Source organism: Oryzifoliimicrobium ureilyticum, from assembly GCF_037199735.1.
Taxonomy (GTDB): domain Bacteria; phylum Pseudomonadota; class Alphaproteobacteria; order Rhizobiales; family Rhizobiaceae; genus Rhizobium; species Rhizobium ureilyticus.
In genome coordinates this window covers 12155-28381 of record NZ_JBBBVQ010000018.1, presented here as the reverse complement: position 1 = coordinate 28381, position 16227 = coordinate 12155, and the positions used below count along the sequence as shown (strand labels likewise).

At 54.5% G+C, this 16227-nt stretch carries 11 protein-coding genes and 1 riboswitch; all 11 genes read left to right on the top strand.

The annotated features are described in order from the left end of the window. The first annotated feature begins 52 nt into the window (after positions 1–52). The 11 genes from VQ830_RS21265 (at position 53) to VQ830_RS21215 (ending at position 16181) form a co-directional block, all read left to right on the top strand. Positions 53–835, top strand: coding sequence for a glucose 1-dehydrogenase (locus tag VQ830_RS21265; RefSeq protein ID WP_337270157.1), 783 nt, complete (start codon positions 53–55; stop codon positions 833–835). A gap of 97 nt (positions 836–932) precedes the next feature. Then, a riboswitch (FMN riboswitch) is annotated at positions 933–1081 on the top strand. 111 nt (positions 1082–1192) lie between these two features. Continuing rightward, positions 1193–1819: a 3,4-dihydroxy-2-butanone-4-phosphate synthase gene (gene ribB, locus VQ830_RS21260; protein ID WP_337270156.1), complete on the top strand. Its 627-nt coding sequence runs from the start codon at positions 1193–1195 to the stop codon at positions 1817–1819. 622 nt (positions 1820–2441) lie between these two features. Then, on the top strand, positions 2442–5786 hold the full coding sequence (locus VQ830_RS21255) for a 5'-methylthioadenosine/S-adenosylhomocysteine nucleosidase family protein (RefSeq protein ID WP_337270155.1): 3345 nt from the start codon (positions 2442–2444) through the stop codon (positions 5784–5786). 517 nt (positions 5787–6303) lie between these two features. Next, positions 6304–7467: a cysteine desulfurase family protein gene (locus VQ830_RS21250; protein ID WP_337270154.1), complete on the top strand. Its 1164-nt coding sequence runs from the start codon at positions 6304–6306 to the stop codon at positions 7465–7467. Then, entirely contained in the window at positions 7464–8594 is a 1131-nt protein-coding gene (gene dndC / locus VQ830_RS21245) for a DNA phosphorothioation system sulfurtransferase DndC (protein ID WP_337270153.1), read from the top strand. Before VQ830_RS21250 ends, dndC begins: the two co-directional genes overlap by 4 nt. Beyond that, positions 8587–10860 (top strand): AAA family ATPase, encoded by a 2274-nt coding sequence (locus VQ830_RS21240; protein WP_337270152.1) that lies wholly within the window; start codon positions 8587–8589, stop codon positions 10858–10860. The genes dndC and VQ830_RS21240 overlap by 8 nt, the downstream gene beginning before the upstream one ends. Before the next feature lie 8 nt (positions 10861–10868). Further along, the gene (locus VQ830_RS21235; RefSeq protein ID WP_337270151.1) at positions 10869–11273 is read left to right on the top strand and encodes a hypothetical protein; all 405 of its coding nucleotides are present in this window, start codon (positions 10869–10871) and stop codon (positions 11271–11273) included. Between the two features lie 66 nt (positions 11274–11339). After that, positions 11340–11540: a hypothetical protein gene (locus tag VQ830_RS21230; RefSeq protein ID WP_337270150.1), complete on the top strand. Its 201-nt coding sequence runs from the start codon at positions 11340–11342 to the stop codon at positions 11538–11540. After that, positions 11537–13579 carry a DNA sulfur modification protein DndD gene (gene dndD / locus VQ830_RS21225; protein ID WP_337270149.1) on the top strand — a complete coding sequence of 681 codons (2043 nt, stop codon included), beginning with the start codon at positions 11537–11539 and terminating at the stop codon, positions 13577–13579. The genes VQ830_RS21230 and dndD overlap by 4 nt, the downstream gene beginning before the upstream one ends. Then, positions 13573–15063, top strand: a complete 1491-nt coding sequence (locus VQ830_RS21220) for an FtsK/SpoIIIE domain-containing protein (RefSeq protein ID WP_337270148.1) — start codon at positions 13573–13575, stop codon at positions 15061–15063. The genes dndD and VQ830_RS21220 overlap by 7 nt, the downstream gene beginning before the upstream one ends. Further along, positions 15060–16181 carry an AAA family ATPase gene (locus VQ830_RS21215; RefSeq protein ID WP_337270147.1) on the top strand — a complete coding sequence of 374 codons (1122 nt, stop codon included), beginning with the start codon at positions 15060–15062 and terminating at the stop codon, positions 16179–16181. Before VQ830_RS21220 ends, VQ830_RS21215 begins: the two co-directional genes overlap by 4 nt. Positions 16182–16227: the final 46 nt, after the last annotated feature.

The following is a 16227-nucleotide window of genomic DNA, read 5'->3' as shown; positions in this document are numbered from 1 at the left end:
CATGAGGATATCAGCGGACACTTGTCCGGCATCGGCTGACAGGGAGGAAAAAATGCAGCGCTTTGAAAACAAGACTGTCGTGATCACGGGTGCGAGCCGAGGGATTGGCGCATCCATTGCCAGACGATTTGCGCGTGAGGGAGCAAACGTCGTGGTTTGCGCAAACGAAGAGGTCGTTCATTCTGTCGCCGGCGCAATTAAGGCAGACGGCAACAAGGCAATTTCCTTCGTTGGCGACGTCACCGACAAAGCCAGCGTCAAAATGCTCTTCGACGTTGCGGAGGAAGAATTCGGAACGATCGACGTCTCGATCCAGAATGCTGGCGTTATTACGATCGCACGCATTGAGGATATGACCGAGGACGAATGGGATAAGGTCATGGCGGTGAATACTAAGGGCGTATTTCTCTGCGCGCAGGAGGCTATTTTGCGCATGCGTAAGCATGGTCGTGGTGGACGTATTATCAACACAGCGTCCGGTCAGGCGCGCGATGGCTTTATCTACACGCCGCATTATGCGGCTTCGAAAATGGGAGTGGTCGGCATCACGCAAAGCCTTGCCAAGGAAGTTGCGGTCGAAAACATCACTGTAAATGCCTTTTGCCCCGGAATCATAGAAACCGACATGTGGGCGTATAACGACCACGCATGGGGGAAACTCTTGGGGAACTACGCTCCAGGTGAGCTGATGAAGGAATGGGTCCAGGGCATTCCCATGAAGCGGGCCGGTTCTGGAGAGGATGTCGCAGGATTGGTCACTTTCTTAGCAAGTGACGATGCAGCCTACATTACCGGCCAGACGATCAACGTCGATGGCGGCCTGATCATGTCCTGACGCCACTGCGGGTGAGAAGTACCAATTGGATTGCGCCTGATCTAACATAAAAATGTCCTCTGCCCTTGCGAACTCCTCATGCAGCAGCTTATGTTGATATCGTTCTCAGGGCGGGGTGAAACTCCCCACCGGCGGTATCGGGAGAAATCCCGGAGCCCGCGAGCGCCTCTGGCGAAAGCCATAGGGTCAGCAGATCCGGTGAAATGCCGGAGCCGACGGTCAAAGTCCGGATGGAAGAGAGCAATGCAGCGGGCGTTGTTATTTGCAGCGCTTTAGATGCTTGTTCGCCCAAGGGAGAAGTGTGGCCTTCGCGGCCATAATCGTCGCTTACGCGGCTAACCCTTGAAAGGCAGACTTATGGCAATTTCCAAGATAGAAGATGCAGTCGCTGCGATCGGTCGCGGCGAAATAGTTGTCGTGGTTGATGACCGTGACAGAGAAAATGAAGGCGACCTCGTTGTCGCCTCCGACAAAGTCACGCCAGAAGCGATAGCGTTCATGATGAACAAAGCGCGGGGTCTTATCTGCGTTGCGATGGACGGCGAGAGACTGGACGAGCTTGAGATACCTTTGATGGTGCCGCGCAACACTGAAATGCTGAAGACAGCTTTTACGGTCTCTGTTGATTACATTCCCGAGACAACGACTGGGATTTCAGCGTCCGACCGAGCAGCGACGGTGCGCGCACTTGTGAGACATGGCACGAAACCGGAAGAGTTTGCGCGTCCCGGCCACATCTTCCCGCTCCGCGCTCATCCCAATGGCGTCTTATCTCGTCCGGGGCACACGGAAGCAGCCGTCGATCTGGCAAAGCTTGCTGGCTTGTCTCCTTCGGGTGTCATCTGCGAAGTCGCCAAGGACGATGGCAGCATGGCACGCCTTAACGACCTTGAAGTCTTCGCCGAACAGCACGGTCTCCTGCTCGTCACGATCGAAGACCTCATAGCTTATCAGACTTCAATTTTGTCGAATGAAGCTGCTTAGTAACTATCCTAAATAGGCGTCAGCGCACACCAGATTAGCGACCATTTGATCCTAACAATTGAAGGCTGGAGACGCCCGGTTTCCAGTCTGACACTTGGTTCTTGCTCTTGATAGGATGTGAACCTTCCACCCATGCCAATGTTTTGCTAAGTAATTGAAACGCCCCTTTTTCAATCGATATGTCGCAAGATTGAAGCGCTCGACAGCGTTGGGATCAACAGTAGCGGGTCGACGCACTACACCCCGGCGTGAGGCATGCCGGCGAGGGCCCAACGATGCGGCGGCCGGCACTGAAATGGGGGGTCTTGCAGCTAGGAAGGCTTGGCTCCGGCTACCCTTGGCGAAAGTGCTTCATAGATTTTCCGATTTACGACGAACAGCCTAAGCAACTTTATGATGCGGCTGGTCATTTTGCGGGACGCAGGGCAAGACCGCGTCGTGGGTCCGCGAACATTCAATATAGCGCCAAAACATTTCAAGCATCATCGATAATAATCACAGGCGAAATACCTCCGACACCTTGAACAGGACCCAACAATCAAAACAGACAGCCAGTTGAATCTCAGCTAGATTTTCTTGCAAAATTAGGGCCATCTAGGAGACTGAGGTGGGGGCGGGTTTTATGGATAAGCAGTTGATCGATGTTCTGATCGTCGTCGCCCTCAAAGAGGAGTCAGACGCATTTCTTGCCGGCGGATTTTTCCAGCTTGGACGAGATCAGTATCTTGAAAATTACAAGTACCAGATGTTCACGTTCATCGACGGTGCGAAACAAAACCGCACAGGCATCTATGTTTGCACCGAAAAACCCGGATTGATGGCCTCTCGTGCGGCGCTCGCTCTATGCAGTAAGTTCCGTGTGAAAACGGTTCTGAATATCGGGATCTCAGGTCGCCTTAAAGACGCGATAGTTGGTGACGTCGTGGTTCCTACTTACGTCAACCCGGCCGACCACAGTTCGTCCTTCGTCGATACGCCTGAAGGCTATAGTCTCATTCTCGGCGGCGACCCTTCAGAAGTCGGCAGTTCTGCCCAAAAAGCGTTGCGGTCGAGTCGGCTCCGGAATGAGCTTAAACTGCCGACTTTGATAGAATATGCGCGTGGCGGAACTAGTCTTGATGCGCCTGAACAAGAAAAAATAACGATCTGGCAACGAGACAAGAAGTTGGCCGGCGAACCATCGATCGTCGAAGGCTCCTTTGTTGTTGGCTCCGCAGTAGTTAAATCCACTCACTTTAAGGAGAGCGTACTTCAAAAAAACGACCGGAACTTCGTTGCCGTCGACATGGAGAGCGGGTACATAGCGTCTGGCTTGAGGGATTTGAGCACACGACCTGAGTTCTTCGCTGTGCGCGCCATTAGCGATCCGGCAACTTTAGAAAAATCCGAATTCGATGCCGTGGGGGATGGCATAATTCGTCGCTGGGCAATGAACAGCGTCCTGTCTGTTGTCAAGCTTTTGATTTGCCAGCCTCTGTTCCACGTTCGGGATGAGACCGCGCAACGTCCGGTTCAACAAGGCAGTCTGACTGATGAGGACTACAATCAACACTACCCGGGGCAGAGGCTGCTCGAGGGCGCAACGCTTGACGACTTCAACAAGCGTTTCGCAAATTTAAAGCTCAATCAGAAGAGATATTCGTTCACTGCTTTTCTCGAAGCAGTGAGAAATAAACCCCGCAACGGGAATTTTCTTGTCCAAGGTCGAGGTGGTAGCGGAAAAAGTGCACTTCTACGGAAAACACAAATAGAACTCGATCGCCACGGCAACGCTGATACGTTGTTTATCAATGTCAGAAAGCTTTTCGAGGTCTCCGAAGGCAGTTTCTCATCGGAGATAGTCAATTCGAAGATTGCATCTGCCGGATTGCAGCTGACCGCGTCAGACAAGCCTGTCGTGGTCTTCCTGGATGAATTATATGGAAGAGACGAGGAACGAGAGCTTCTCTCAGCCGTTCGTGAGTTGCTGAGGGACCGGCAGCCCACCTTTGTGATGGCTTTCGGAAAAGATCATTATGAGCTGTTATCTGTAGCAAAGGACTTTGCGCGTTCCCCGTATCTATACGATATCCGCTTGGACGCAATCATTGACGTCAAGACCGTTCCTATCGAAGATCCGCTTTTGAGTTCGATCGTCATCGAAGGCATGATAGCGACGAGCCAGAGCGATCATATAGAAACGGCCCAAGTGCTGGATGAACTGCGTTCCAAAGACTTTCCTTACATCAGCCACTTCATCATTTCGCTTTATCTGCAAAATCGCGAGAATCCGTCGTTTCCCACGCGAAATGGGACGCTGGAGATATTGCATGCTATGGAATCTCTTTATCTTGAGAATTATCCCAGAGACCAGTTTTCATTTTTTGATCTCTGTGTGGAAGCGCTTCGATCCTACTGCAGGGAGTTGGTAAAGCGCGGAGTTCCGGCCGAGCGTCGAATTCCCGCGGACCGGTATGCGAGATTTGCTCATTTCCCCAAGATCGTGCAGATCGGGCTCATCGCAAATGCGCTTGTCCACATCCTCCGCCGCTTCAACAACGAAGGCGAGGACGTCTTCGGCCAACTAGCAGTAGACAAGGAAACCTTTTTCAGCCTCGTTTTTACTGGAGCGATCAATAGCGCGGTGAAAGATATTCTCACCGATCCGAAATTGGAAGAAGACGTGCTGAAGGCAGCTGAGAGGCTTCTCGACCGCAAAGACCCCAAAGGCCTTTCCTACGCACTTTATTTGTTCGGTCGAGCATCTTCTAAAAAAGGCAAGGCGATCGCGGACCGAGCGCTTAACGCCATGTCTGCAGAATTCACGCAATCGCCTCCGGCTCGAACAGTCTCATCTGACGAGGACGACCGCTTCTGGCGACTGGCGAGACGCTCTTGGTATATCAGTCGATCAATGCGAGACGACCGACATTCACGAACTGCGACGGATCAGTACATAAGGTTCGTGCTGACTGATCAATATGAAGACGATCTGAACCGTAGTTTTCATCTGGAGTATTACGGAGACCACGAAGGACTAGGCATCACGGTTGAACTTGACCAGCAGGACACGGCTAAGGATTGGCTTACACTAACAACCCGCTCCATCCTGCGGAGGCGGATCACGCGGTTGTTGCCGGCCGAACAACACACCCCGACCGATCTGGTAGAGTATGATCATATATGCATTTTGACGTATTTCAGTTTGGTGCGTTTTAGGCATGAAAAACGCCTTCTCGATGAAGCCAGTCGCACCGAAGAGCTTCGTCTTGCAACGTCACTTCTCAACGCTGGCCTACAATTGAGGCCTGAACTGACCGGGTTCCTCGCGATGATAAGGCATGCCTTAGGGCAAGTCGCGTATGATAACATAGATGCGATCGTCGATGTCTATAAATTGAAAACGAGAGTGCGCTTTGGCTGGTCAGACCGAAAAATGGCACCAGCGAATTTTGTAATTGAGAGCATTGGTGCACATGTCTTCGGGGCCATGTTCTTGGCGGACATTTTGGCCGACCGCGTAGTGCCAGATCTTACGGATCAAGAACGACACCAACTGCTTCGCCTAGTGCTACATCACGACGTCGGCGAAACCTATCTTGGAGATTTCCATCCCAACGACCGCAAAACGAAGGAACGTGAGCCGGGAGAAATCCAAAGGATATCGAGCCTCGCAACCTATCAGGATATGCAGGCGATGGCGAGCATTCGCGATCTATATCAGCGGTTCGAAAAGCTGCACGCTGATCGAATAGTGTCGCTTGCTCGCGATTTCGATAAATTGGATGCCGTCCTCCAGGGATATGTTTATGCAAATAAATTCCCAGATCAGCCCAATCGTCGAACCTTCTTTGAACACTATCTGGCCGAGATCGCGAACGATCGAGTTCGCGAAATCGCAGAAGAGATACAGCGCCGAGCCTACAAAGTACCAATTACCGCCAAAAAAAGAACGCCAGCGAAAAGACGTAGTAAAGGACGCAGATAGCGGTTCACCATGGCGACGAGGACGTCCCAAGCCTCAAAGTCGTTATTTGCAAACCCTTGCAGCAGGCTTTTCGCCCGTCCGATAGACAATCCGCCCTCCACTTTACCAAGCTTGGATGCACAAGCACAGTTGAACGGATCCGAACTTCCGGCTCGATAGTATCGATGCGGTTAGCAATGAATTCATTATGCTAGTGAACTCGCGAAGCCAGCGCAGGAGGTCCGCCGTGTCAGAAAACTATGCACTGCCTTATCTCTTCTCGGCACACCATCGAGTGACCCCAACACACAGACCCCGAAGGCCTAGCGCGGGTTCTGGCGCAACAGTTCGAAGACGCTGGAAAGCTCGACTTTGCGTCTGCAGCCTCCAGTTGATTAAAACTTTAGCTGAAAATGCTGCTCATGTCATGCATCTCGCGAGTCCGTTAGGACTTGTGAATAAGCTGGACCGGTGTCGACCTCTTCTGGTCACAATACCCTTTCCGTGGTAGCAATTAAAACTAAATCCGGAGAAGATCATGCATGTGGCTGCCGCCTATCTCGACTATCACGCGCATACGCCTCTTGACCCCGACGTGCGCCAAACTCTTTTCTCCGCTTTTTCAGACCTTGACGCAAATCCCCACTCGCAGTCGCTTCAGGGAGAACGGGCGCGAATCGCCGTAGAAGGTGCGCGGTCATCGATCGCCAACCTCATCGGTTATGCGCCCCAGGATGTCATTTTTACCTCCGGTGCAACGGAAGCCAACAATCTCGCCATCAAGGGCATCCTCGGTCATCTGAAAAAGACTGGCCGAACGCGGATTATCGTATCGGGCGGAGAGCACGCATCAATCCTTTCCACCGCGCGGGCTCTCGACGGGGAATTCGATGTGAAGGTCGCTCCGCTGTTGCGCTCCGGCATGGTTGATCAAGCGGCACTCGCCGCCCTTTTAACCGGCGAAACCGGTCTAGTTTCAATCGCGGCGGCTAATCATGAGCTTGGCACGGTCCAACCACTTGCCGAAATTGCTAGACTCGCAAAATCGACCGGCGCAATCGTTCATTCGGATTTGGCCCAAGCTGCGGGTAAAATACCCGTGCAACTGGCCGACGTGGATATGGTGAGCGTCACCGCACACAAGATGCACGGGCCGATCGGCGTTGGTGCACTTTGCGCACGACGGCCCATTCGGCGCCTGCTTTCGCCATTGCTAAACGGGGGCGGACAGGAAGGCGGTCTGAGGTCGGGAACGGTCGCGGCGCCCTTGGTAGTCGCCTTTGGGCGTGCTTGCAGCTTAGCAGCTCACCGGATGGTGTCGGACGGCCAGCGTGTCAGCAAGCTCCGCGATCAACTGCTGAGTTTGCTGATGGCCACCACGGATGTCGAAATAAATGGCTCGATGGAGGCCCGCCTTCCAGGAAATCTCAACATTCGGTTCCCCGGCATTGACGGCGAGGCGCTGGTTATGCGGGTGAGAGATGAGATTGTCATTTCGACCGGATCCGCCTGTTCGTCGAAATCACTGGAGCCATCGCCCGTCCTTCTGGCAATTGGTCTTAGTCAGAGCCAAGCAGAATCAGCTATAAGGATTGGGATCGGTCGGTTCACGACCGAAGCCGAAGTAATTGATGCTGCTAACGCATTGTGCCGGGCAGTAAAAGAACTGAGGGCAATGACTGGAAGGTTGCGCGCATCATGAGTTCATCTTCTTTGAACCAAGCTCAGAGCTATGGCACCGTCGAAAAGTTGAGCGCGATCGCACTTGACCTCAGGGACGAATATCGACAACCGCACCAAACGCCTTGGATCATCGGCTTTTCGGGAGGAAAAGACAGCACTCTGCTTTTGCAGCTTGTTCTGGAAATGCTCCTCAATCTCTCACCGCGAGAGCGTAAACGCACCATTCACGTCGTTGCCAATGACACGCTTGTCGAGTCACCTGTTCTTGCGCGGCATCTCGACAATGTTCTGGAGAAGCTCTCTGCAGCTGTCGGCCCTCTGAGGCTTCCGATGGTTGTCGCAAAAACCACCCCGAAGATCGACCAGACGTTCTGGGTGAACCTGATCGGCCGCGGGTATCCGTCGCCCAGCAAGATGTTTCGCTGGTGCACCGATCGAATGAAGATCCAACCGACGACCCAGTATATTAGGGATCAGGTCAGCGCATCGGGGGAGACGATCCTGCTGCTTGGCGTAAGGCGTACGGAATCCACCCAACGCAGGCGCAGCGTCGAACGCCATGAAAATGGCATGCGACTCAATCCCCACACCAGCCTGCAAGGATGTATGGTCTATAAGCCCATTGTCGAACTCGACACGGACGAAGTCTGGCAGACGCTTCTGCAATCCCAACCGCCTTGGGGCGGCACCCATCGAGACCTCGTGACCATCTATCGCAACGCCGGCGGTGCTGAATGCCCCTTGGTAACCGACAAGAGTGATGCACCTTCCTGTGGCAGCACTTCTTCGCGGTTTGGCTGCTGGACTTGCACTGTGGTCGAAAAGGACCGGAGTGCCGCGGCGTTCGTCGAAGCAGGTTACGACGATGTGGAGCCTCTGCTTGAATTTCGCGACTGGCTCAAGGAAATCCGCGAGCGGGGTGACATGCGCATGGCCGTGCGGCGCAATGGCACCCTAAACTTCGTCGGAGAGGGGCGGCTGATACCGGGACCTTTTACACTGGAGGCGCGTCAAGAAATCCTGTCGCGGCTGATCGGCATTCAGGAAGAAGTCGACTTCCCATTGATCCGGCAGGAAGAAATTCGTGAAATTAAGCGCATCTGGGCCGACGATTTCAAAGCAGTGACTGAGAGCACAGATGCATAACGCAAACAGTCTTATTGGCCCAAGTGTGGATGCGGCATCGCTCGCGGCGGCATGCGAAGCATATCGCTTGCCGTTGGATCTGCTGAGCCAGCTGCTGATCGTCAGAAAGCGGTTCGAGGGAGGCGGCAACAGGCGGCGCCTCTATCAGGCTTTTGACACATTGTTCTCGGGCGAACCTCTTGACAGTCCTGCGGATGCGACGCGCCGCTCGGAGCAGGTCCACGGCAACGTCTCTTTGCGCCAGATCGCGTTCAAGAACTGGAAAGTGTTTGCCAGCATGGCCGTCGATTTTCCAGATTTCGACCCATCACAGCCCGTGGTCCTCATTGGCGGCAAGAATGGATATGGCAAGACCAGCCTGCTAGAGGGCATCTTGTATTGCCTCTTCGGCAAGTCCGCCTTGAGCGAGCGCTCGCGTCTTCTAGGCGAGGCCAACGTCGCTGGCGCACGTGGATCGGCCTACCGTCAGTTTATTCAAAATGCGTTCCACCGACCGGCAAAAGATCGCGGCGAAACAAGCGCATCGGTTCGCACAGAGTGGAATACGCCTGATGGAATACTGGTCGTGGAGCGCCGCTGGTACTTCGATGACGCTGGCGACATGCACGAGGACGACGAAACCCTGACGCTGTTTACGGGATCCGACTACCATATCATGCCGGTGCCTGACGGCGCGGAAGCTGTCGAATTTTATCAAAGCGAAATCGAACGCCGATTGATGACGGTTGGGTCGGCCTTCTTTGTTCTTTTCGATGCTGAACAGACCTCGGCCTTCTCCGAGAAGAACCTCGACGAGCAGGTGCGAGCGGTCACGGAAGGCGCGTTCGGCCTTTGGCAATTGCGCGCCACGGTCGACGACCTGCGCAGCTACTCTCGTGACCGCGCGCGACGCCAAGATCGACAGGGCGATGAGCAAAGCAAGGTCGTGTCGAAACTACTCGAACTCAGACATGAGGAAAACCGCCTCAATCAAGAGAAAGTTCGGGTGACGGCCTTGTTGGACAAGGCGCGCGTCGAGCGTGATAAGGGATTTTCTCAACTCGTCGATCTTCAAGGAGACGGCACGTTCGCGTCGATGCATGAGCTGCTCGAGCAACGCCAAGCGCTTTCGCTGGAGCGGGCGCGCATGCAACATGAGTTCGCCGGGCTTGCAGCGTCTACCTTGCCAATTGCTCTCGCCGGCGACAAGCTGAAAACAGGTCTGTTGTCCGCGCTCAAAGCTGATGAACGTCGTGAGGATGGGACCTCGACGTCGTTTCAAAACCAGGCGGTCCTTGATCGTCTGTTGCAGAAGATGGAGGAGCTCAGCGGCAAATCTCCAGAATCTCGCCCTGAGATTGAGCGGGCATGGCACGCGCTTGCGGGATCCCACACAGAAGCCAGCGCCGCTTTGAACCTTCCTTTCCTGACGCCGTCGATGCGCGCGGCCGTTAAAGAGCGTCTTCAGCGCCATCGTGATGACTTGGCAATTTTTGCCGAGGTCTCTGCAAAACTCTCTTGTCTTGTCTCTCAGGCAATGGAGACAGAAGAAGCGATTCAGCAAAGTAGCCGCCGCGATGAGGAGATAGCCCAAACCAAGTTGAAGTTGGCCGCCCTTCACCAGCAGGTGGAAGAGCTGGAGCGCGAACTCGACACGTATTCGGATCGTTCTGTATCGATCGAGGCTGAGATATCCTCTTATCGCGCCATGCTCGACGGGGATGAACAGGATGGGGCAGACGCCACGGTGAACAGACGACCCGTCGATTACGCACTGGGCCTGGCGGATAAGATCGAGCTCGTATCCAACGAATTGCTCCCCGGATGCTTTGAGCGGGTGAGCGCGATCGTCACCGACATCTACGCCGCACTCGCGCACAAAGGCAGTATTGCTCGTATCGAAATATCATCGGATGGAAAGGTGCTGCTGTTTGATCGCGGTGGGAAGGATGTTCGTTCGCTCGATCGGTCTGCCGGCGAGCGACAGATCTTCGCGATGGCGCTGATCGCAGCCATCGGAAACTTGTCAACGGTCAGTCTGCCATCGATCATTGACACGCCACTCGGTCGTCTCGATTCCGATCACCGCGAAAGGCTGCTGCTGTATTTCTCGTCGCGCAACGTCCAGACCATCCTTCTCTCGCAGCCGGAGGAAATCAATGGCCGCTACCTTGATCTTATACGGAAACGTATCGGCGGCTATTTTCTCCTCGATCACCAGGAAGTCTCGAACGGGGTGGGCAGCAGTGTTGCAACCTCAGGCTATTTCAACGAGGTGGCTGCATGAGTGGTCCGGTGCACTTCAATCTCGGAGACCTCTTTCGCGCAGACTTCCGCACCTCCCAATTGGCGGATGCCACCAACACGGCCTTACAAAAAGATCTTCGGTTCGATTATCGCTATCAGCCCGCGCGTGTTGCTATCGGCCTTTCTCTGTCGCTCTCGGCATGTCCATCGTTTCCCCCCGATATTCTAGGTAAACCTATCCGCGGTGAAACCCTGTTCGGGCAAGAAGAAGGCGAAATGGCTTTATGGGTGTCGCTGATTTGCGCACATGCCAATATTCGCGTGCCAACAAAAAAGCAGCTTTTCGATCTCGTGGCTGGACACTGGGCAAGAGGATCGCAGCTGCTGGCCAAACGATTCGATGCCTATGATGGACAGCCGCACGAATTTTTGATGGGTATTCAATCAAATTAAAAGAAAAGGTTGTAGAGCATCCGGTAGGTTCGCTAGACCAGATTTTGCAAAATGACGAGGGGGACTATGGATAGTGAAATTCGCCAGAAGTTGGTCGCCCAGGTCGCGGCCTCGAACGACGTGTCGGAAACTCTTCTGAACAGCCTTCTTGAGCTTGAAGAAGAATTCGCAAATATCCACGCGTGGGGAATGCGTCCGGCATTGCGACGTCGCATCGTTGGTCTCGTCGATGATGCGCTGAATGCATCCGGAATAACCGACACATGAAATTCACGTTGATCGAACTTGAGAATATTTTTGCCTATCACGGCAAGGCAAATGTCGATCTCACGCTACCCGAAGGCGACAAGAACGTTCTCCTAATATGGGGGCGAAACGGAATGGGGAAGACTAGCTTCCTCAATGCCGTGAAGCTGCTGTTTACAGGGATTGAGGACAAGCGGGTTCGCCAGGTCGGCTTCCCACCAAAGACCCTGTCACCTCAGCAATATGTCATGGGTGATGCTTCAGACTGGTACGGCATCATCAATCGTCGCGCTGTGAAACGAACGAGCGCTGACAGTCAGCCGGTGACCGCCCGCATCATGGCGATGTGGGAGATCGGTGACCGGAAATTCAAGGCTGAGCGATCATGGACGTCCGATGACGGGGCGACCTTCAGAGAGCAGCTCTTCATCATTGACGGCGAAGACCGGCTGGCCGGGGCGGAGGCGGAAGAACGCCTCGAGACGATCCTGCCGAAGGATTATGTCGGTTTTTTCTTTTTCGATGGGGAAGAGGTCAAGTCACTTTCCGAAACCGTCGATCGGAGCGCAATCGATTTCGATCGCTTGTTGCGCATCAGTTTTATCAGCGAGCTTGCCAACGAGCTTGAAGCGGTCGCGAAGGAACGCCAACGCAAGAACCTCTCTGAAAAGATTCTCTCCGATATCGCCAACACCGAAGGCAGTCTCGCGCGCGCTAACCGCAACAAGCAGGCGGCCGAACAGTCTTTGGCAGACATAGAGGAAAGTCTGTCGATCGACGTGCCCGAACTGCGGCGTCTGCAGGCCCGGCGGGAAAATTTGCGCTCGGGTGCATCTGAAAACCAACGGGTAGACTTGGAGACCCGCAAACGCGAACTGGAAGAGGAATTGGACGAAGCGCAAGCCATCGTCGCCGATGAGGTCCCGGTGTTTGCTCCACCGCTGGCAAATTTTCGCCTCTTGCAGGAAACGCTTCGGGCTGTGGAGGAGCGCCTTTCGGCTGTCGGTGCACCCGAAGCTATCATGATCAGAAGGATCGGCGAAGCTCTTCCAGCATGGCTGGAAGAGCTCGCTGCTGAGGAAATCAGCCATCACGCAAGGGCAAAACTTGCCGCAGCCCTTACGCGAAAAGTCGAGTCGCTTGCCAACAATCAAACGCCCGGTGGGCTGTTTTCCGGGCTTGAACTTGCGCGTGCCGAACGCCTCCGCAGGATGCTCATCCGGTTGATCGAATCGGGACCGGACAGGCAGGCTATCCATCTTGCCAGGCTCAACGAAGTCAGCCGGTTGCGTCTGGATCTTAGTCAGGTCACCGATGCGCTTCTCCGAATCGAAGTTGGATCGCAGGCAAACCTGGAGGAGTTTCGGAACGTAACGAAGGCCATCGCCGACCTTGAGAATTCGATCGCCGAGGCCAATCAGAAGAAGGGCTTGCAGCAGGCCCGCCTACAGGAAGCCGTTCAGGAGCTGGCAACGTCGCGAGCGCAGCTAGATTCACTTGAGGCCTCTCAGGCACAAGCGTCGAAGAATTCGCAGGAAGCCCGATATATTCGACGTATTTCTCGCGCTTTAAACGATCTTCGCGAAGCCATGAGGACTGAGACGCGCCAGCAGATCGAAACAAGGATCAACCAGCGGCTAACCGAACTAATTTACGAGCATCCGCTGATCGCCAGTGTCGAGCTTGACGACACCTATACAATGCATTTCGTCGATGGAAGCGGCGATCGGATTGGACGTTCAAGCTTGTCAAGCGGTCTTAGGCAGCTTGCCGCCACGGCTCTGCTGTGGGCGATGAAAGATGTCGCTGGCCATGATGTTCCAGTCATAATAGACACGCCGCTCGGGCGTATCGACCGCGAAAACCAGTTCAACCTATTAACCAATTACTACCCCAAGATCTCCCATCAGGTGATCATCTTGCCGACGAATTCAGAACTTGAAGGCGCGAAGCTAGCTAGATTGCGGCCGTTCATAGCGCGGGAATACACCATCCGGAATGACCGCGGCGACATGGGGGCCATCGAGCCCGGCGGTCTCGTTGGGGACGAAGCATGGTAGACCGTATTCAACTGAGCCAGGCTGAAAGGGCCGTTCTGCAATCCATTACAAAGGACGGTTTACGCGCGCGAGTCGAGCATTGGACCGCTGCGAGAATCGGGTTCGCACGGTCTCTTCAAATACCAGAACCTCCAAACCAGACAGCTTTCAAGCGCCAAGGCTCCCAGAAGGAGGGCGCCGTCATCCACAGCCCACAAATGACTGGCGAGGGGAAGGGGGAAGCAGAAGACTTCACCGACCTCTATCGGGCCATGTTGTCCGTCTACGAGGGCCGCAATCTTCTGGACGACGACGACGCGTTTCACGACCTTCTGCAACAGCATGTGCGGCGAGGCATCGCGACCGTCTCCGACGAATGGGCAACCGACGCCGATTTCCACCTGTATCTGGCACAACAGCTTTATGCTGGAGTGGCTGGCCGCTTCGATCCCGAACAGGGCGGTGAGCAAGATATTGTCCAACGCATTGAGCGCGTTCTGGGCCAGCTGGGTGTCAGCGCGAAAATCCTGGAGACAATCGACGGACCGCGGCTAACCCGATTTACGCTTATATTGAATGAACTGGACGATCTGGACCGCCTGCGAAAAGGTGTTTCGAAGCTTTCTTTCGCGCTTGGATTTGGCGAGAGCAGTGTGACGATCACATTAGCCCCGGCCGAACGCCAAGTGTATCTCATCGTCCCCAGGCCGGCGAACCAGTGGCGGATCACTACGTGGCAAGAACTCAGGCAGGTGTGGCAAGAGCCTGAGACGAAGAAGATGATTCTGCCCATTTGTCTGGGCACGGACATACTCGGAAAACCATTTGTCGTCGAATTGGCTGACGCGCCACACATATTCATCGGCGGCACAACTGGCAGCGGTAAGAGCATGTGCTTGCATTCCATCCTGCTGTCACTTCTAAGTAATCCTGCTGCCCCCGAGCTTGTCCTGATCGACCCGAAGGCGGTCGAATTTTCCGCCTACGCAAATTCCAAGCGCCTGAGAGGCGCCATCTCCACGTCACCCGACGACGCTCTGGCAGTCCTAAACGGCCTCGTTGAAGAGATGGACAATCGACAGGAAGCGATGCGCAGGCTTGACGCGCGCAATCTCGCTGAGGCGAGAGCGAATGGGGCCAGTATGCCGCATATCGTCGTGGTCATCGATGAATTGGGTGATCTGATCCTTACCCGCCGTGAAGTCGAGGGCCCTCTGATCCGCTTGGCTCAAAAGGCCCGATCGGCCGGGATACACCTCATTCTCGCGACACAAAGACCCGAAGCCGCCACTTTCCCGGGACTTCTTCGTTCAAGCATTCCTAGCCGCATCGCGCTGACGGTCCAAAAATCGTCGGAGTCGCGTATCATCCTCGATGAGGGCGGTGCCGAAGCTCTCCTTATGCGCGGTGATATGCTTGTCCGGTTTGCGGGTCGCCCGACTGTACGAGCGCATGGATGCCGCATCGATCAAGCCGATATTATTTCTGCGATAAGGTCATCATGACAGATCTCACAATATCCGACTGGAAGCTCCTGAAGCTTACACTCGATCAGACCGGTCCCTTTCAGGAAACGGTTCAGGCGATCAATTTCACTGGCGTTAGATCGAAAGAGATCTCCGATCCGCCTCCAGCGAACCTGTTTATGATCCTCGCCAAGAATGGCCATGGTAAAACGACGATCCTGGAGTCGATTCACGGGCTTTTCGGACTCCTTTCGACTCCGCCGATCGGCAGGTTTGCTGGTCCCACCTCGCGCGAACGAGTTCAGGCAGATTTCCGGGCGACATGGACTATCAGCGGCAAGACGATGACCGTGCTGCTGTCGATCTGGACAGGTTTGGAGGCCCCGCTGCTGGATTGGACCTCCACCATGCTTAATGATGAAGCGCAGGCATCGGAATGGGCCACCATCGGAGTGAACGGGTCCGGTCACATATTCGAAGCTAACACGCTGGGCAAACTGCTCATCGAAAGCATTCGCTCCGCGCAAGGCACCGCCCCGACCGCGATCTTCGGCGAAAGCCAAGAGCTTCCAACAGTTTTGTTTTTTCCTGCAGACCGACGACTCGTGGCCCCGGACGAGACACGCTCAGTCACGCGGCCGCGGGATTTTGGTTATTCACCCGCCCAGCTGTTCGGTTCCGATGGGCCGGAATGGTCGACGTCGATGGACAACCTTCTCGTCTGGCTCGAATGGTTGGACGATGGCCGCATCGAGACCCTGCTGAAATTTGTGAACGACGAAATGTTTGAAGGAGAAGGCAAGGCATTGCTGCCTCCGCGACGCTCCGATCTCCGCTCATATATCTCGGCATCTTCTGGCGAACACCCGCTCTCGCATTTGAGCCATGGTGAGAGAGCACTTCTCCAACTATATATCCGCGTCGCAAGCCATATGACGCGCAACACAATCGTCCTGATCGACGAGATCGAAACGCATTTGCATTCCAAGTGGATGAACCTTGCCTATCAGGCGCTGAAGCGGCTTCTTGTAAGGAATCCGCAACTTTCAATCATCTTTTCGACCCATAGCCGGGAACTGGTGAAGGTATTCGACCACCATCGACAAGAGGCTGGCTTGGTTAAAGGTGGCTATCTAATCGAAGAAGGTATTTCCTGACGTGCCAGACATTTCAGATATCGGTGATCCGGAAGAGCTTGAAAAC

Excerpts from the sequence above, each read along its gene's own strand:
- VQ830_RS21230 (WP_337270150.1), top strand. The coding sequence starts at position 11,340 with ATGGATAGTGAAATTCGCCAGAAGTTGGTCGCCCAGGTCGCGGCCTCG.
- VQ830_RS21265 (WP_337270157.1), top strand. The coding sequence starts at position 53 with ATGCAGCGCTTTGAAAACAAGACTGTCGTGATCACGGGTGCGAGCCGA.
- VQ830_RS21215 (WP_337270147.1), top strand. The coding sequence starts at position 15,060 with ATGACAGATCTCACAATATCCGACTGGAAGCTCCTGAAGCTTACACTC.
- VQ830_RS21240 (WP_337270152.1), top strand. The coding sequence starts at position 8,587 with ATGCATAACGCAAACAGTCTTATTGGCCCAAGTGTGGATGCGGCATCG.
- VQ830_RS21250 (WP_337270154.1), top strand. The coding sequence starts at position 6,304 with ATGCATGTGGCTGCCGCCTATCTCGACTATCACGCGCATACGCCTCTT.
- dndC (WP_337270153.1), top strand. The coding sequence starts at position 7,464 with ATGAGTTCATCTTCTTTGAACCAAGCTCAGAGCTATGGCACCGTCGAA.
- dndD (WP_337270149.1), top strand. The coding sequence starts at position 11,537 with ATGAAATTCACGTTGATCGAACTTGAGAATATTTTTGCCTATCACGGC.
- ribB (WP_337270156.1), top strand. The coding sequence starts at position 1,193 with ATGGCAATTTCCAAGATAGAAGATGCAGTCGCTGCGATCGGTCGCGGC.
- VQ830_RS21255 (WP_337270155.1), top strand. The coding sequence starts at position 2,442 with ATGGATAAGCAGTTGATCGATGTTCTGATCGTCGTCGCCCTCAAAGAG.
- VQ830_RS21220 (WP_337270148.1), top strand. The coding sequence starts at position 13,573 with ATGGTAGACCGTATTCAACTGAGCCAGGCTGAAAGGGCCGTTCTGCAA.